This is a genomic window from Kitasatospora arboriphila (genome assembly GCF_039528095.1).
Classification (GTDB): domain Bacteria; phylum Actinomycetota; class Actinomycetes; order Streptomycetales; family Streptomycetaceae; genus Kitasatospora; species Kitasatospora arboriphila.
Window position 1 is genome coordinate 3112 of the sequence record NZ_BAAALD010000126.1, and the last position, 15463, is coordinate 18574.

General features: G+C 72.4%; 11 protein-coding genes and 1 pseudogene. 4 read left to right on the forward strand and 8 right to left on the reverse strand.

Features of this window, described 5'->3' with window-relative positions:
* Positions 1–152 precede the first annotated feature (152 nt).
* The 4 genes from ABD353_RS35895 to ABD353_RS35910 all read right to left on the reverse strand — a co-directional run bounded on the left by ABD353_RS35895 (position 153) and on the right by ABD353_RS35910 (position 5989).
* Positions 153–476, reverse strand: a complete 324-nt coding sequence (locus ABD353_RS35895) for a hypothetical protein (RefSeq protein ID WP_344627910.1) — start codon at positions 474–476, stop codon at positions 153–155.
* A gap of 323 nt (positions 477–799) precedes the next feature.
* Entirely contained in the window at positions 800–1927 is a 1128-nt protein-coding gene (locus tag ABD353_RS35900) for a serine hydrolase domain-containing protein (RefSeq protein WP_344627911.1), read from the reverse strand.
* A gap of 190 nt (positions 1928–2117) precedes the next feature.
* Positions 2118–3227, reverse strand: a complete 1110-nt coding sequence (locus tag ABD353_RS35905; RefSeq protein WP_344627912.1) for an alpha/beta hydrolase — start codon at positions 3225–3227, stop codon at positions 2118–2120.
* A 122-nt stretch (positions 3228–3349) separates the two neighbouring features.
* Complete coding sequence (locus ABD353_RS35910; RefSeq protein ID WP_344627913.1) at positions 3350–5989, reverse strand: helix-turn-helix domain-containing protein; 2640 nt, start codon at positions 5987–5989, stop codon at positions 3350–3352.
* 149 nt (positions 5990–6138) lie between these two features.
* Between ABD353_RS35910 and ABD353_RS35915 the strand changes: the two genes are divergently transcribed.
* The gene (locus ABD353_RS35915; RefSeq protein WP_344627914.1) at positions 6139–6366 is read left to right on the forward strand and encodes a hypothetical protein; all 228 of its coding nucleotides are present in this window, start codon (positions 6139–6141) and stop codon (positions 6364–6366) included.
* 601 nt (positions 6367–6967) lie between these two features.
* On the opposite strand, the gene ABD353_RS35920 is transcribed toward ABD353_RS35915, so the two are convergent.
* Entirely contained in the window at positions 6968–8458 is a 1491-nt protein-coding gene (locus ABD353_RS35920) for a WXG100-like domain-containing protein (protein ID WP_344627915.1), read from the reverse strand.
* Positions 8459–8978: 520 nt separating this feature from the next.
* Here ABD353_RS35920 and ABD353_RS35925 point away from each other — a divergent pair.
* Both ABD353_RS35925 and ABD353_RS35930 read left to right on the forward strand, forming a co-directional pair.
* On the forward strand, positions 8979–9560 hold the full coding sequence (locus ABD353_RS35925; protein ID WP_344627916.1) for a TetR/AcrR family transcriptional regulator: 582 nt from the start codon (positions 8979–8981) through the stop codon (positions 9558–9560).
* Positions 9561–9639: 79 nt separating this feature from the next.
* Entirely contained in the window at positions 9640–10731 is a 1092-nt protein-coding gene (locus ABD353_RS35930; protein WP_344627917.1) for an SDR family oxidoreductase, read from the forward strand.
* A gap of 255 nt (positions 10732–10986) precedes the next feature.
* On the opposite strand, the pseudogene ABD353_RS35935 reads toward ABD353_RS35930, so the two are convergent.
* Both ABD353_RS35935 and ABD353_RS35940 read right to left on the reverse strand, forming a co-directional pair.
* Positions 10987–11145 (reverse strand): annotated as a pseudogene (locus tag ABD353_RS35935) (IS5/IS1182 family transposase); the annotation flags it as partial.
* A gap of 132 nt (positions 11146–11277) precedes the next feature.
* A complete protein-coding gene (locus ABD353_RS35940) occupies positions 11278–12162 on the reverse strand; it encodes a hypothetical protein (RefSeq protein WP_344627918.1) in 885 nt (294 codons plus the stop codon).
* 1171 nt (positions 12163–13333) lie between these two features.
* Between ABD353_RS35940 and ku the strand changes: the two genes are divergently transcribed.
* Positions 13334–14101, forward strand: coding sequence for a non-homologous end joining protein Ku (gene ku, locus ABD353_RS35945; protein WP_344627919.1), 768 nt, complete (start codon positions 13334–13336; stop codon positions 14099–14101).
* Between the two features lie 6 nt (positions 14102–14107).
* Here ku and ABD353_RS35950 read toward each other — a convergent pair whose 3' ends face one another.
* Positions 14108–14446 carry a hypothetical protein gene (locus ABD353_RS35950; protein ID WP_344627920.1) on the reverse strand — a complete coding sequence of 113 codons (339 nt, stop codon included), beginning with the start codon at positions 14444–14446 and terminating at the stop codon, positions 14108–14110.
* Between the last annotated feature and the right edge of the window lie 1017 nt (positions 14447–15463).

Below are 15463 nucleotides of genomic sequence, written 5' to 3' on the forward strand. Positions count from 1 at the left end.
GCCAGCGTGCCAGCGTGCCAGCGTGCCAGCGTGCCAGCGTGCCAGCGTGCCAGCGTGCCAGCGGCTGACCGATGGCCCCGCCGGCTCACCGGTGAAACCACCCCGACCCGGCGAGAAGGTCGAGCCCCGAAAACGCAGAGCGAGGTGTCGAGTCAGAGCACGAGCGTGCGCCAGCCCCGGGTGATCTGATCCCGCAGAGTGTCTGCGAACTCAGGCGGATCCGCCTGCGCGGCCGTCAGGAGCCCGACCAGTGCCGCGCCGTCCGCTGGACGCGCCGCCGGGCCGGCGGCCCACAGGTTCCGCTGCGTCAGCGACCAGAACAGCAACCCGGTGCCCAGCAGCAGCACCCCCACGACGACGAACCAGATCCGCGCCTCCGTCCACGACAGGTGCGACATGATGACCAGCTCCCGCGCGTGTCCGAAGGCGATCGAGTCGTTCAGCAGCTCGAAACCGACGACACCGCCGGTGCGCACCAGCAGGACCAGGCCGACACTGCCCGCCAGCCCGAGCGCGAGCTCGCGGACGGCCGCCGCCGCGAGTCCCCGGAGTTCGCCGGACCCTCCCGGTCTGCCTCCGCACGCTGCCGCGTGTTGCGCTGGGCGGACGTCAGGAGCCGAAGCGACAGCAGCCTCACCACCAGCGCCAGTAGGAGCACGATCACGAGCCCCGAAGCCGGCTCCGACGCGTACACCGACACCGTGTCCCCCACACTTCGTCCCTCCGGCGCAGCCTTCGCCCCTACGTGGCCTTCGGCGCCTGCCCGGGGCCCGCGAGGCCTCCGGGCAGGCGCCGCCGACTACGGTGCGGTCTCGCAGAGGGCGGTGTCCAGCAGGGTGTACATCTGGGCGATGGGCGCGTTGGTCGCGAGGTGGGCGTTGGTCACCACGGAGGCGTGGCGGCCGTCCGCGGTGACCAGGGTCTCGCTGTAATAGCCGTTCACGATGCCGTCGTGGCCCCAGGCCGTGCCGCCGCACGGCAGGGTGTGGGCGGCGACTCCGAGGCCGTAGGAGAGGCCGCCGCCGACGGTGACGGTCTTCTTCATCTCCGCGAGGGTCGCCGGTGAGAGCAGGCGGCCGCCCACCAGCGCCCGGTCGAAGGCGGTGACGTCCTGGAGGGTCGAGATCATGGCTCCGGAGGTGCTGTAGATCGACGGTTCCAGGGCCGTCCCCAGGTCGGTCCAGAGGTTCAGGGCGCCGATCCGGATGCCGTGGTAGCCGTGCACGGCCGGGGCGGGAACGGTGCGGTCGCCCGCGGCCGGGAAGCTGGTGCCGGCGAGGCCGAGCGGCTCGATGATCCGGGTGGTGATCGCCTGCCTGACGGACAGGCCAGTGATCCGCTCGATGAGCAGGCCGAGGATCTCGTAGTTGGTGTTGGAGTAGGCGAACGCGGTGCCGGGCGCCGAGGCCGGCGGGTGACCGAGTCCGTCCCGGACGAGCGCGGCCAGGGTGTAGGTGCCGTCCGGACTCGCCTGCGGGTTCGGCGGGTCGTTGGCCGGGATGCCGCTGGTGTGCTGGAGCAGCTGACGGACGGTGATGGTGTCGCCGTGGTAGCCGTTGCCGTCGACGACGCCCGGCAGGTAGGTCTCGATCGGGGCGTCGAGCGAGACCCTGCCCTCGTCGACGAGCTGCAGCACCACCGCGGCGGTGAAGGGCTTGGTCTGGCTGCCGATCCGGAAGTGGTCCGTGGGCTGGATCGGGAGGTTGGCGTTGATCGTCCCGGTGCCGGCGGCGAGGCTGTAGGAGGTGGTGGCGTCCCCGGCGAGGACGGCAGCCCCCGGGCCGGCGGCGGCCTGGAACGTCTTCAGGGCGGCCAGTGTGCCGGCGTGGTCACCGCCGGTCTGCGCGTGCGCCGACGACGGCAGTACGACGATCGCCGCGGCCACGGCGGCGGCGAGGACCGGGAGTCGCTTCGTGCGGTGCTTCACTGTGTTCTCCTTGGTCTGGTCGAGAGCGGGGGTCGGTCCGCTCACAGGGGATGGGTCGGGCTCCCGAGCGGGACTCGCACGCGTGGTGGCGTTCCGGGTGAACCGGGCTCTCCCGGGGGGGGCATTCGCCTCGTCCGTGGTCGGGATGCCGGTCCGGCGAGAGCCCGTGACCCGGGCTTCCGGCGACCGGTCAGCTCGTCCGGTCCCCGGCGGCGAAGGCGGCCGAGAGGCGGGGGACGTAGTCGGCCAGCGCGGGTGCCCAGCAGCCGTAGTCGTGTCCCCCGTCGCAGCCGGGGGCCAGCGAGGAGCCGTTGCCGTAGTCGACGAACCGGCTCGGGATGCGCAGCTGGTCCAGGCGCGCCTTCACCGTGGCGGAGGCGATCTCGGTGTAGTGGTCGACCAGCCCCTGGCTGCCCGTGTACAGCGTGATGTCGGTGCCGGCGAGGCGCGCCAGGTTGGTGCCGGCGGCCGGGTTGACCTCGTTCCAGACGTGGTCCGCGCCGAAGACGGGGTACGGGGAGCCGAAGATCGCGTCGCTGTCCGTGGAGGGGCCGTAGCCGGTGCACCGGCCGGTACCGGACGGGGTGGAGGTGCTCGCTGCGCACCAGGCGCCGGTGACGTTGAGCTCCGTGGCGAGGACGGCGGCGCGGATCTCGGCCATGCCGAAGTCGATGCCTCCGGACAGGGACGCGACGTGGCCGAACAGGTCGGGCCGGGCTTCGGCGTAGCGCAGTGCACCGTAGCCGCCCATGGAGAGGCCCACGACGGCGCGGTGCGACCGGTCGGGAACCGTGCGCAGGTTGGCGTCGATGAACGGAACGACCTGCTGGGTGTGGAAGGTCTGCCAGTTCGCGGCGCCCAGGGCGGTGTTCTGCATGAGCCAGTCGGCGTACCAGCCCTTCAGGCCGCCGTCGGGTACGACGGTGATCATCGAGTCCGAGTGCAGCGCCGGGGCGGCCGCGACGTCGTCCACGGTGCCGCCGCCGCCGTGCAGGAAGTAGGTGACCGGCCACCGTCGGCCGGGTTCCGCGGCGTACCCGCCGGGAAGCAGGACGCGGATCCGGTGGCTTCCGGAGAGCTGTCCCGTGGTGACGGTGATCGTGAAGTCGGTGGCGGAGTGCACCTCGGTGGCCCCGGGCACCAGGATCAGTCCGTGGCCGTCGGCGAAGGCGGGGAGGGCGGACGGGGCAGCGGTGACGACGGGCGCGGCGGTGGTCGACGCGGCGGCGGCCGGTCCGGTGCCTGCCAGGGCGGCGAGTGTCAGGGCCGTGCCGGCGGCGCTCAGACGGAGGGACTTCATCGGGCTCCTTCACCGGAGGGTGTCCGCGGCACGGTGGCGTGCCGCGGACCGGACGGCTCCGATGCTGGTCCCCTGGGCGGCCGGCGGGACAGGCCATGCCACCGGCCATGGGTGACCGGCGGTCACCGGGGAGTCCGCCGACCGGATTGCCGCCGCCGACCGCCGGCGTGCCTCCGTGGTTCGGGGCTCTCGCTCACCGGTCCGCGCGGCGGGAAGGTGGCCGGTGCGAAGTCGTGGTGCCGGTGGCGGTGGGTACGGCCGAGGTGGTGTTGCAGCCGGACGTGGCGGAACTGGTACACCGCACCGGTCCGGCGCAGGACCCCGCGCCGGTAGGCGTCGTCGAGGAAGGCGGCCGGGTCCCGGGGGAGCACGCCTTTCAGCGGCAGCAGGACGCGTGCCAGCACGATCCACTGGCCCCAGGCGGTGAAGGCGAGCACGTAGGAGAGGGCGCCTCCGATCCCCCCGACCGCACCGATGAACAGGCCGTCCGACAGACCCCAACGGAGCGGCCCCAGCGGGCCCTGGAGCAGTTCCACGACCAGGCGCCCGCTCAGGGCGATCGCCACCGTGAGGGTGGTGGCCAGAACGAGGAGCTGCCGGACCACCGTCGCCCGGTTCGAGGACAGCAGACTGATCGGGGTGGCCGCCGAGGTGACGTCGACGGGCGCTTCGAGGGCGGCCATCAGACCGAACACCAGACCGGCGGCGGTGCCGAACGTCAGCCCGAGGCACACCATGTTGATCAGCGTGCTCTCGATCACGCGCGGGTCGGTGAGCGGGCTCCCGAGATACAGTGCCCGTTCCAGGGTGAGGGCGCAGGCGCAGCCGACACCCATGACGGATCCACCGAGCAGGCCGTGCCCGAACCGGGCGGCGAACGTGCGCAGGGGCCGGCGGCCGAGGCCCGCCCGGGCGGTGGGCAGGGCGAGCCGGACGCGGCTGGGTTCGAAGGCCGTGCCGGTCCCGAGGCCGACCATGACCGCGTAGACGGATCCGAAGGCGAGGCCGGCGACCGGCCCCATCAGGCCCCCCTGCACCAGGATCTCGCCGATCCCGAGCCGGGTGCCCAGGAGAGCGACCAGCCAGTCGGACAGCGTGACGCTCAGTGCGGTGGCCAGGACGACGGCCAGGATGCGGGTCGGGCGGGGCACCGAGTCGGCGAGTTGCCACCATGCGAGGTCGTGCCGGTCGCGGTCGAGCCGTACCAGGTGGTGGGCGAGGTGCCCGAGCCAGCGCTCGGCTCGCTCGGGGTCGCGGACGGGCGACCGCGACCGCCGTCCGGCGACGTCCCGCTCGGGAGCGCGGCGCCGGTAGACCGCGGGCACGAAGCCCGCCAGCAGGTGCTCCTCCAGGGACTTCACCGTGGGGAAGCGGGCGGCGTCCAGCAGTTCCGCGGGATCCCGGTCGGGCGCCTCGCTGTACATGGTGCGGGCGAGGACGACCATGAGCGGGGTGGTCAGCACCGCCGCGAGCCGCACGCCCGCCGGGCTCTCCCGGGTGCGCAGGCACTCGAGCACGGCGTCCCACCCCGTCGTGGACCCGTCACCGTCACGGACACCACCGTCCGGAACCGCGCGGACGGTGCGCGGCAGGTAGCCGGACAGATCGTCGATCGTGAGGTCGGTGAGCTCGACGCCCGCCGCCCAGACCAGCGGAGCGTGCGCCGCCCGGACCGCCTCCGCGAACTCCTCGCGCCGGCTGGTGAGGACGAGCGGCAGCGAGACGTCGTTGAGCGCCTCCAACGCCTCCTGCCGCAGGCCCTCCGCTATCTCGTCGAAGCCGTCCAGGACGGGGAGGACGAGGTCGGCGTCGACCAGCGCGGCGGCCAGGGTCTCGCCGCGCCGGCCCCGGCCGGCCAGATGAGGGTGGTCGCGCAGCAGCTGGCCGATCATCCAGTCGCGCAGCGCGGTCGTCGTCGGATCCCAGGAGCTCAGGCCGAAGACCACGGGCACCCGGCCGGAGACGCTCGCGCCCGGGCCTTCCAGGAGGTCCAGGACGAACCTGATCGTCAGGATCGACTTGCCCGAGCCCGCCCGGCCGAGGATCACCCACCGCCCCGAGGGGATCCGGCGGTACACCTCCGCCACGCCGCGCAGGTCTCCGCTCACGTCCACCTCGCGAGGGGTCTCCCCCGGACCGAGGCGTTGGACGTTCTCCGCGTGGTCGGTCAGGCTCGCGGCTGCCGGCTGCCAGCGGACCGGCAGCGGAAACGGATCGTGAACCCGGCGCTGTGTCTCCTCGACCCGCCAGCGGCGCCTGACCTCCACCGCCAGTTCGCTCATGGCGACGGCGATCGCATCGTGCACCGGCACGGGCGCGGGCGCCGCGAGAACGACGGGCGGGCGCGGCGGCGTGTCGTCGGGGGCGGACGGACCGGCGGCCCGGGCGGGCTGTACGGGGACGCGTTGCTCGGGAACGGGTTGCTCGGGAACGGGTTGCTCAGGGACGAGCTGCTCGGGACCGAATTGCCCATGGGCGGGTTGCTCATGGGCGGGTTGCTCGGGAGCGGACTCGGGCGCCGGGAAGGCGCTGCCGCCGCGGGGGTTCGTCAACTCGGCGGCCAGGTGTCGCCGGTCCTCCTCGCCCAGGCCGAGGGCGTCGGCCAGCAGGTTCACCGTCCCGAGCCGGTGGTCCGTGGACCTCCCGCTCTCCAGCCGGCGGATGGTGCGAACGCTCACCCCTGACCGCTCTGCCAACTGTTCCTGCGTCAGGCCCGCGAGATCGCGCTGTCGGCGTAACAGGGTGCCGAGCCGATCCTTCACCGTGCTCCTCCTACTTGCCGGTACGAACGGCGGCGAGCCTACCCACGATGGCCGGTCACCGATGGCCTGTTCCCTGACCTGTTCACCGAACATGACTGAGGTCACCATCGGTGCCCCGTGTGCGCACCAACGACAGGCGAGGAGTCGACGTGGCCCACCGCTACTGGTGCGGCGAGTGCAGCTTCAAGACCCCCTGGCTCAGCACCGCCGAGGGTGAGCGGCAACAGATCGCTCACTACGCCGCCAAGCACCCCGGCACTCCTCCCGGCGGACAGGTCGAGCACCGCCGGGGCGGCTCGCGCGCAGGCCGTGGATGCCTCCGGCTGGCAGCCGTCGCGCTCGTCCTGCTGGCGGTCGTGGCCGCCTGTCACCGCTAGCGCCGCAACGACGCCCGCCACGACTGCCGCCGGGTTCACTCGTCGGGCCGATCAGGACGGGAACCTGTCCGAGGTGGAGCCCGTCGTCGGTCGGACGGAACCGTCGTGCTGCGGGAGCGGATTGCGCAGCGGTCCGCACGGACCGGGTCGCGGGACGCACGCGCGAGAGTGCTGGAGTGCTCTCAGCACGCGGAGGGCCGGTACGGTCCGGACGGCTGCCGAGTCCGCCGCACGCCGGACCTGATCCCGCTCACCGTCCCCGGACCCCGGCCGGCCGTCCACCTCGCCCGGCCCGTCCACCGCACCGCGGACGGACGTCCTGTCCTGGCCCTGCCGGCGCCGGGATCAGACCGGACCGGACCAGCCGCGACAAGCAACGAGGCATCAGCCGGAGAGCTGATGCCTCATCACCACACGTACCGCTGCTGTGCCGGCCGGGACTACGAGCGCAGGACCGCTGTGCCGAAGCGACGACCGAGGATGCCGATCGGGCGCCGGCCGGCCGGGTCCGCCGACAAGGGGACGGCAGCCCACCCGCACCCGCCGGCACCGGCCCCGGCACCGGCCTCTCCGGCGGCCCGCAGAACCGGCCGCCGCGCGGTCACCCGACACCTCCCCGGGAGTCCTGGGCTGTGGCGGCACGTGACGGTCGAGGTGCCGCAAGGAGCTCGACGGGGTCCCCGGCGGGCGTGTCCCGCCCGACACCGAGGGCAGCATCCGGTTGCGCCGCCGCGTCCCGCACCGGACCTGCGGCCTTCGAACTCCCCGGGCCGCTCTGGTAGGAGCCCCCGCCGGCCTGGCCGTACGTCGCCGTGCCGGGCACCCCGGCTGTCTGCACGGCCGACCCGCGATCGAGGGGACCGAGGCCGGTTCCCCCGTGGACGGTGCCGGATCCGGCCTCGCTCCTCGGGGACACCTGGCCGGTGCCGAGGTGGGGGCCGGCGGGATGCGGACCGCCCGCAAGGGCGCGTGGCTGCTGGAGCGGGACACCCGTGCGGGAGGTTTCTCCCGCGGGCCTGTCCGCCGCGGGCTTGTCCGGCGCGTACGGTCCCGTCGCGCGGCGAGGGCCGGCCGCGCCGCCGACGAGCAGTCCGGGCGCGTCGGCGTGCCGGGGGCCGGGCATCGCCCCGCCGGTCGAGGAAGGGCCCGCGTGGAACGCCCCGCCCGTGGCCGTGTCTCCCGCCCCGCCGGCGAGCCGCAGCGGACGGGAAGAGGCCGGGGATTGCTGCTCCGCCAGGACGGCGTGGATCTGCCGGGTGGTCGAGTCCTCGTGCTCCGTGAGGTTCCGGGTCACCTGGTCCATCCGGTCGGCGGTGCCCCGGAACGAGCCGAGCAGCCGCCTGAGCACCTCCACTCCGACGGCCGTGGCGATCTGCTCGGCGGCGGCGACCACCAACCTGCCGAACGCGTCCCCGGGATCGCCCATGTCCAGGCCCTCGACGACCCGCCGGAAGGAACTGCCGTGGGAGTCGATGTCGTCCGCGTGACGCCGCAGTTCGAGCGCGCAGGACGCCAACCGGGCCAGGTCCACCCCGAACCCGGCCCCGACGGTGCCGCCCGGCCCCGACCCGTCACCGGGCACCAGCTGCTTGACCACGGTCTCCACGAGGTCCGCCACCGGCTGGGCCAGCGCCTGCCCGAGCGCCGACACCGCGTCCTCCAGGAGGGTGGAGAGGATCTGCCGGCCGGCCGCGAGGACGGCCGCGGAGTCCGCCGGCCCCAGCAGCGAGGAGACGGCCAGTTCCCCCTGGGTGGCCACGAGTTGGACCACGGTCGCGCTCTTGCAGGCCTCGATGCCCAGGGCCGCGGCGTTGAGCGCGTTCGCGGCGGCACCGCAGGCTTCCACCACCAGGCCGGAGTACGTCGAAACCGTTCGCCACAGCTCGGCCAGCCTGTCCGCCGACGTACCGTGGTAGACCTCCCCCAGCGCGGTGAGAGCCTTGTCGGCGACCATCTGGACCGAGTCGATCTGCGAGGCGACTCCTCTGAGCCCGTCCGCGAGCCTGTCCAGTTCGTCCTCGTTCACCCGGGGCCAGTGCAGCCCGAGGAGATCGAGCACCGCGGCGAGCTCCGGCGGCAACTCCAGTGCCATGTTTCCCCCAAACGTCTGTCGTACGGCTACGCGCACGGGCGCACCGGATGCCACAGGCCCGTCCTGCGACCCACACGCGGGTGGTTGAGTGCGTGCAGAGGCCTGCCGCAGCCGCCGGACACCGCTCCGCCCCACGGCGGGACTGCGCGGCCGCAGCGCCGAATGCCGCGGCGACCGCACGGCCCACCGGGCGGCACGGCGTGCCGGCCAGGCGTACCGATGGTGGTGTCCGCGCCGAATCGGGAACAGGCCGAGACACCGGCCACACATGGCCGGTGTGCGGGAATCGCCTGCCCACGCCCGCACCCGTGGGCGTGGTCCACCGTGGGTGCTGTCGGACGGCCGATCGTCGGGCACGGGCGCCGCAGGGACGTCCCAGCACTGAGCCGTCGGCAAGGGCGCTTTCCGCGTCCGTTCTCCCGGTCCGCGGTGGCTCTGTCGCGGACGGCCGGGCGGTCGGGCGGCGACTGGACGACTGGGCGACTGGACATAAATATGACGACCGGTCTACTTTGGCAGCATGGGAGCCAAGGGCGAGGAGACACGGGCGCGACTGGTACGGGCGACCCGGGACCTCATCGAGGAGCGGGGCTACTACGGCACCGGGCTCAACGACGTCCTGGCCGCCAGCGGCGCACCCCGCGGGTCGATGTACTTTCACTTCCCCGCAGGGAAGGACGAGATGGTCGCGCTCGCGCTCACCGAGGCCGGCCAGGACATCGGAGCACTCATCGCGGGCGCCGCCGAATCCGGGGAGCCCCCCGCCCACGCGGTCCGCCGACTGCTGGAGGCACTCGGCGACCGGATGGAGGAGTCCGGCTACGCCAAGGGGTGCCCGGTGGCGACCGTCGCCCTCGAAACCGCAGCGGGCCACGAGCAACTGCGCCGGACGTGTGCCGACACCTACCAGGCGTGGCAGGACGCGCTCGCCGCCATGCTGGTCCGCCACGGCCGCGACAGTGCCGGGGCCGAGGCGGCGGCGTGCGCCGTCCTCGCCCTGGCGGAGGGGGCACTGCTGCTGTCCCGTGTCGCGCACAGCCGAACCCCGCTCGACCGGGCCGCCCGCGCCGCCGAACTGCTGATCCGCGCCGACACCGCCTGATCCGGCCCGCGCGGTCGACCCCGCGCCGGCCATGCCATGACCGAAAAATATGTAGACCGATCCGTTTGAAAGGATCCCCATGTCCAGTCCCGGCACCCTCGTCCTCGGCGCCACCGGCTTCATCGGCCGCTGGTACGTACTGGAGCTGCTCACCCGCGGCGAACACGTCGCCGTCGGCCTGCGCGGTGGCGCCGCCCGCGACGGCGAGCTGCGCAGCTGGCTGACCGCCCGCGGCGCCGCACCGGACGCGGTCGCCGAGCGGCTCACCACGGTCGCCGCCGACATCACCCGACCGGGCCTCGCCCTCCCGACGGCCGACGCACACCGGCTGGAGGGCGTCCGCGACGTCGTCAACCTGGCGGCCCGCTACGCCTTCGGCCTCACCCGCGACGAGGCCCGCGCGGCCAACGTGGACGGCGCGATCCACCCCCTGCACTGGGCCGCCGGCCGCCCCGAGCTGCGGCGGCTGGTCCACCTCTCCGGCTACCGGGTCGGCCGCAGCGCCGGACAGCACCATCCCCTGCCCGCCGCCGACGCCGACCGCCTCTACCGCGAGCTGGGCGCCTACGAGGCGTCCAAGACGGAGGGCGACATCGCCGTGCGCACCCTCGCACCACGGCTGGGCGTGCCGCTGACGGTGGTCAACCCCGGCGCCGTGATCGGGCACTCCCGCACCGGTGAGGCCGGTCAGTACCTCGGCCTGGCCACCCTCGTCGAGCAGCTCTGGGAGCGACGCCTGCCCGCCCTCGCGGGCACCCGGCGCACCGTCGTTCCGGTGGTCGCCGTGGACCACCTCGCCGCCTTCCTCGCCGAGGTCCCGCACCACGACAGGGAACCGCTGCACCTGCACACCGTGCTCGACCCGGCCACGCCGCCGCTGCCCGAACTCGTCGCCCTGGCCGCCGAACGCCTCGGCCTGCGCCCGCCCCGGATGGTGCTGCCCGTCGGCCTGGTCCGCAGACTGCCGCGCGCACTGACCGGCGTCGACCCCGAGACACTCTCCTTCCTCGCGGAGGACACCTACGACACCGCCTCCGCGGCCGCCCTGGAGCGTGCCGCCGGGCTGACCCACCCGCCGGTGCAAAGGCTCGTCCAGGACTGGGCAGCCCGCCTGGTCGCCGACCGGTTCCCCGGCGCCGCCGTACCATCCGCGCCCGCCGCGAGCCCGTGAGAGCCGCCGGTTGATCACGGCGGGCCCCGTACTGCGGACGCCGCGTCCCGGGCCGACCGCCGGGGGGAAAGGGCGGCATCCGATCGGGACGTGGCTCGCGGAGCTGCGGGCTGCGGCGCCGAGTGCCGGTGGGCGAGTCGGGTGCGCCGGTGCCGGAGCGGCGGCGGGCGTCGGAGGAGATCGACCCGTTTCGGTGCCCGAGCCGGCCGGTCGTCCGGCAGCGCACCAAGGCAGTCTCGTTCGGATCTTCTGCTCGTTGCGGAGCCGGTAGGTGCGGCGGTCGAAGGCGGGTGGTCGTCCGCCGCGTGAGCCGCGGTTCAGGCGGCCGAGGACCTGGTCGATGCGTTCGGGGATGGTGTGCCGGATGCCGCGTCTGCGCAGGTAGGCGCGGATCTTGCGGCAGCTGTAGCCCTGATAGGCATCGAGGTCGGTGGTTGCCGGCCTCGGCAGGAACCGCGGCGGCACGGCCCGCTCCGCATCCGACAGCTCATGACGACGAATCACACCGTCATGGTCCCACCGCTTGATCAACTTTGAAGACGGACCCTAGGGGTGACCTGGGGCGTGCTGACCGGCCGGGTCGGGCAGGGCTCCATGGGCCCGGCCGAAACGGGCAGGAGGCTTGGCGGCCGGCCGATGGTGGACGGTGAAGGCGTCGAGGAGGGTGAAGCCGTACTCGTCGAGGAGCCGGCAGACCGGGTCGTCGGGATCTGCGGTGTCGGTGACGGCCGTCATCCCGGTCGCCGCACACAGCGCGGCCTGCCGCAGACACCGGGCGATCAGACGGCGGCCCGGATCCTCATGCAAAGTGTGAAGGCCGTTGCCGCCGCCGTGGAGGGTGAGGCCGTGCAGATGGGCGATGCCCTGGCGGGGAGCGTCCATCAGTGCCTCGGCTCCGGCCGGTCCGTCGCCGGTGCGCAGGGACCAGCCGGCCGGGCGCGGGACGGGATCGGCGTCGTGCGTGCCGGGTTCCTGGTCCACCAGGTGGGGGCCGATGTCACGGTGCCAGTAGTGCTGCCCCGTCAGCGGGGTGAAACCGGCAGCGTGCAGGGCCTTCGCGGTGGCCGGCCGGAAAGCGCAGGGCAGGCCTGCGACCGCAGGCCCGGCGGCCGGGAATCCGGCGAAGGCGTACCAGGGACGGCCCGTTCCCAGCCGGGACCTGGCCCAGGACACCAGGACCGCCATCGCCGCGAAGTCCTCCCCGGCATGCGCCCACAGCACATGGCCGGCCCGCTGCCGCGGCTGCAGCGCGTAGCACACCGCCCCGGCCACATGGCCGCGGGCGTCGAAGAGGACGTCGGTGACCGGCCGGTCGGCACCGTGGATCTGAGGATGCCCGTCCAGACAGCGGCCGGCCAGGGCATCGGCAAGGGTGCCCGTGCCGGGCGGAAACTGCCCCGGCAGACAGTCCGCCCGGAGCAGTTCCAGCACCTGGTCCCGGTGGCGCCGGTGATAGGGCCTGATCGTGCACGCCCCGGCCGAGAGCCCACCCGACTCCTGCATCCCATCGCCCTCGCTTCCGTCCGGCTCGGCTGCCGAACGCCGTCTGCCGCCTGTCCGCGGTGGGGCGGCCGCAGCCGCTGCAGGCAGCCACCCCACCGCGGGCGGCCACCGCAGAAACACCCTGTACCCGGCGCATACATGCCACGCCGAAACGAGCGGCCGTCAGGCACGGCCCGTACCTGAGAAAGCCGCCTCCGCTCACCGCCGCTGCGGCGGGGGCCCGAGGCGCCCCAGGCCTCGGCAGGCGGGACAGGCAATCAGGCCCTTCCCGCCCGGAGCAACCAGCGTTCCCCACCCGTTGCACCAACGGCACTCAGCGCCGCGGGCGGGCACCGGCCACCTTCACCTCCCTGCCGGACAGGCCACCGGCCCGCACATCAATACAATTCGCATACATGGCAGCATGAATGCATATTTTGTTATTTCGAGCAGAGGGGGCAAGACCTGCCGTCGCGGGCCTACCGAGGCGGATGGCCCGACGCCGGCGCTCGGGGATGCTGCAATGGGCGGCCCGGCCCGCGCGCCGTGCCTACGCCGGGGGCCGGACCGCAGCCCCTTGCACGCTGGGCTGGGATCGCAAGGGGCAGTCCGCGCCAGACCCTCCACAGGGGGGGCGAGGCTAGGCCTGTAACCGCGGCAACCCGCCCATTTCCACGGGGAGCCGCGAATGAGACTGTAAAAACTGCCGCAGCAGCCGGCCCCGGAAGACGCGCCGCACATCACCCGGGTGGCCCGCAGCGGAGCCCGAAAGTTCAGCCCCCCCCCCCCCCCCCCCCCCCCCCCCCCCCCCCCCGCCGCGGGTGGCGCCGAATGCTCAGAGCAGGCCGCCTGGCCCCCGCACCCGGACGGGGTAACGCGCCCGCCCTCGGCACGGAACCGCCCGACGCTGCGCGGCCGGCGGTGCCGATGCCGCCTCGGTGCCGACGGAGACTCCGAAGCGCGTCAAGGTCTGACAATTCCCGCCCGTCGAGCGAGGACCTCGGCGAGTGGTTGCATCCCATCGCCCGAAGCGCCGGGCCGGGGTCCGGGAATTATGATCGACCCGACGCCGAGCAAGTGCCTCCGCCACCGGGACACCGGCGGGTACGGAAAGGCCGTCATGACTGGACCAGTGTGGACCGGCGCTCTGACTATTGGACTCATTACTCTGCCAATAGCCCTGTACAAGGTGGTGGAAACACACGACATCAGCTTCCATCGAATCGAACGCGGCACGTCCGACCGGGTTCGCATTCAATGGGTGAACGAGCGGACCGGCGCCGAGGTGAGCTTCCAGGATCTCGAAAGGGGATTCGACGCCGGAGACGGGGAATACCTGACGATCGAACCGGGCGAATTCGAAGAAATCCCGAACGGAAGATCGAAAAATATCGAGGTTCTGGAATTCGTAAACCTCTCCGAAATTCCCCCGGCCCATTTTCGCACACCCTACTACATCGGCCCGCGAGGAAAAGCGCACGCGAAGACGTACCAGTTGCTGGCTTCCGCAATGGAGCGTTCGCTGCGCGTGGGAGTCGCCCCGTTCTCGATACGCGACAGGACGCACCTCGGCGCCATATACAGCGGAGGTGGAGTGCTGACGTTGCACACCCTCTACTTCGCCGACGAGATACGGGATCCGCATCGCGAAGTTGACCACCTGCCCAAGGGCGAAAGAGAATTCGGCGATGCCGAACTCCGGATGGCCGAGCGGCTGATCGACCTTCTCACCACCACGTGGGACCCGCAGAAATATACCGATGCACGCCACGAGCAGATCCGTCGGATCGTCGAGGGAAAACTGGCGGACCGCGAGATGGACGCGCTGCGCCAGAGCCTGGCATCCCTCGGCGAGGACGCGGAAAAAAACGGGCACGAGGAGGCCTGAGCGCAATCAGGGGAGGGCAATGGCGGCCAATTTCCGAAACCCCCGAGACGCCGCCCATTCTGCAAATTCTTCTGTCATGAAATCCTCAGCGGGAGCCTCCCGCCAGGCATCAACGAGGGCGATCTTGGTGGCGCTGCCGATCCGGCTTGGGCAAAGAGTGATGCCCTCGACCATGGGCCATCTTCCCCTGAGTTCGGCTGCGGCGCCCGCCTGGGTCGGCTGGATCGCCGGTGTCCTTCTTGCCCGCTGCAGACGCAGCTCAAGAAACTTCAGCAATAGGGTGCTCGGGACGACCGCAGACAGCCGGGAAGTGTGCAGAACAAGGGGAGCAAGGTGTTCAGACATGGGAGACCTGCCGCCTCTCATGTCACTTCAGGCCTCACTCGGGCAGCTATTTCTCGTTGCCGTAAGGCGAACAGTCGGGCCCCGCCGCACTCGGGGTTCAGGCGGGGCCGCGTATTCTCAGCCTGCACTCTGCCCACCGTACCGCCAACGCGCTACGCCACGGCCGCGGCGAAGACCACTGCAACGGCCCACAGCAGCCGGGCCCCGCTGTGAGTGTCGCGGCTTCAATGGTCTTGCTCACCCATCGCCGCGGCGTCAGCACCGCCTGCCGTGGAGGGTTGGCCGTCTCCAGTCCCCCACATGCCGGAGTCAGCGACCAGTGCATCCCACTCCGGGTCAGGCTGGCCGGGGACACTCCGACCAGCTTCACGCCACAAAAGACTTAGATAGGCGTAGATCGGCATATTCGGGAAGTGCAGGACTGTTTCGGCACTTCCCCGGCGCGGTCCCGGCACCGCTTTCGGCATCGTCACACACGAAGAACGATGCCTCCTGCCGCGGGGCACGCCCCTGCCAGCGACATCTGGGCGGATGCCGGCCGAGACACCGTCGGTGGGCAGCGGGCCGAGCCGCCGACGTGAGCCCGGCGATTCCATGGTGAACATGATCCACATCTGGCTTCGGGCCTTTCCGGAAGCAACCCTGCCGGACTGGGGTCGGAAAGCAGGTTGGAGGGCAGGAGGCCGGAGTCCAGGACGAACGGCATCCCAGTGGCCGGGCTTCCTCGAGCGCGGTCACCCGCCACGGCAGCGATGCCCGCGGTAGAAGGCTGGAGAACACGCGGCTCCGGTCGGCTTGCACAGGACCCCGAGCCGCCGGGTATCCGGGGCTTCCGCAGATCGGACAGGCGTGCGGTACTCGCTCTGATCACTGCATACCTGCTGCCGGGCGGCCCCGGACCCCCACGAGCGCCCCCGTGGCGGTCCGGGCCGCAGGCCCGGACAGACGAGCCCCATTCAGGCTTCTCACTGGGCGTTTCGTCCCTGGTTTCGGGGGTCAGGTTCCGCGCCAGGTCGG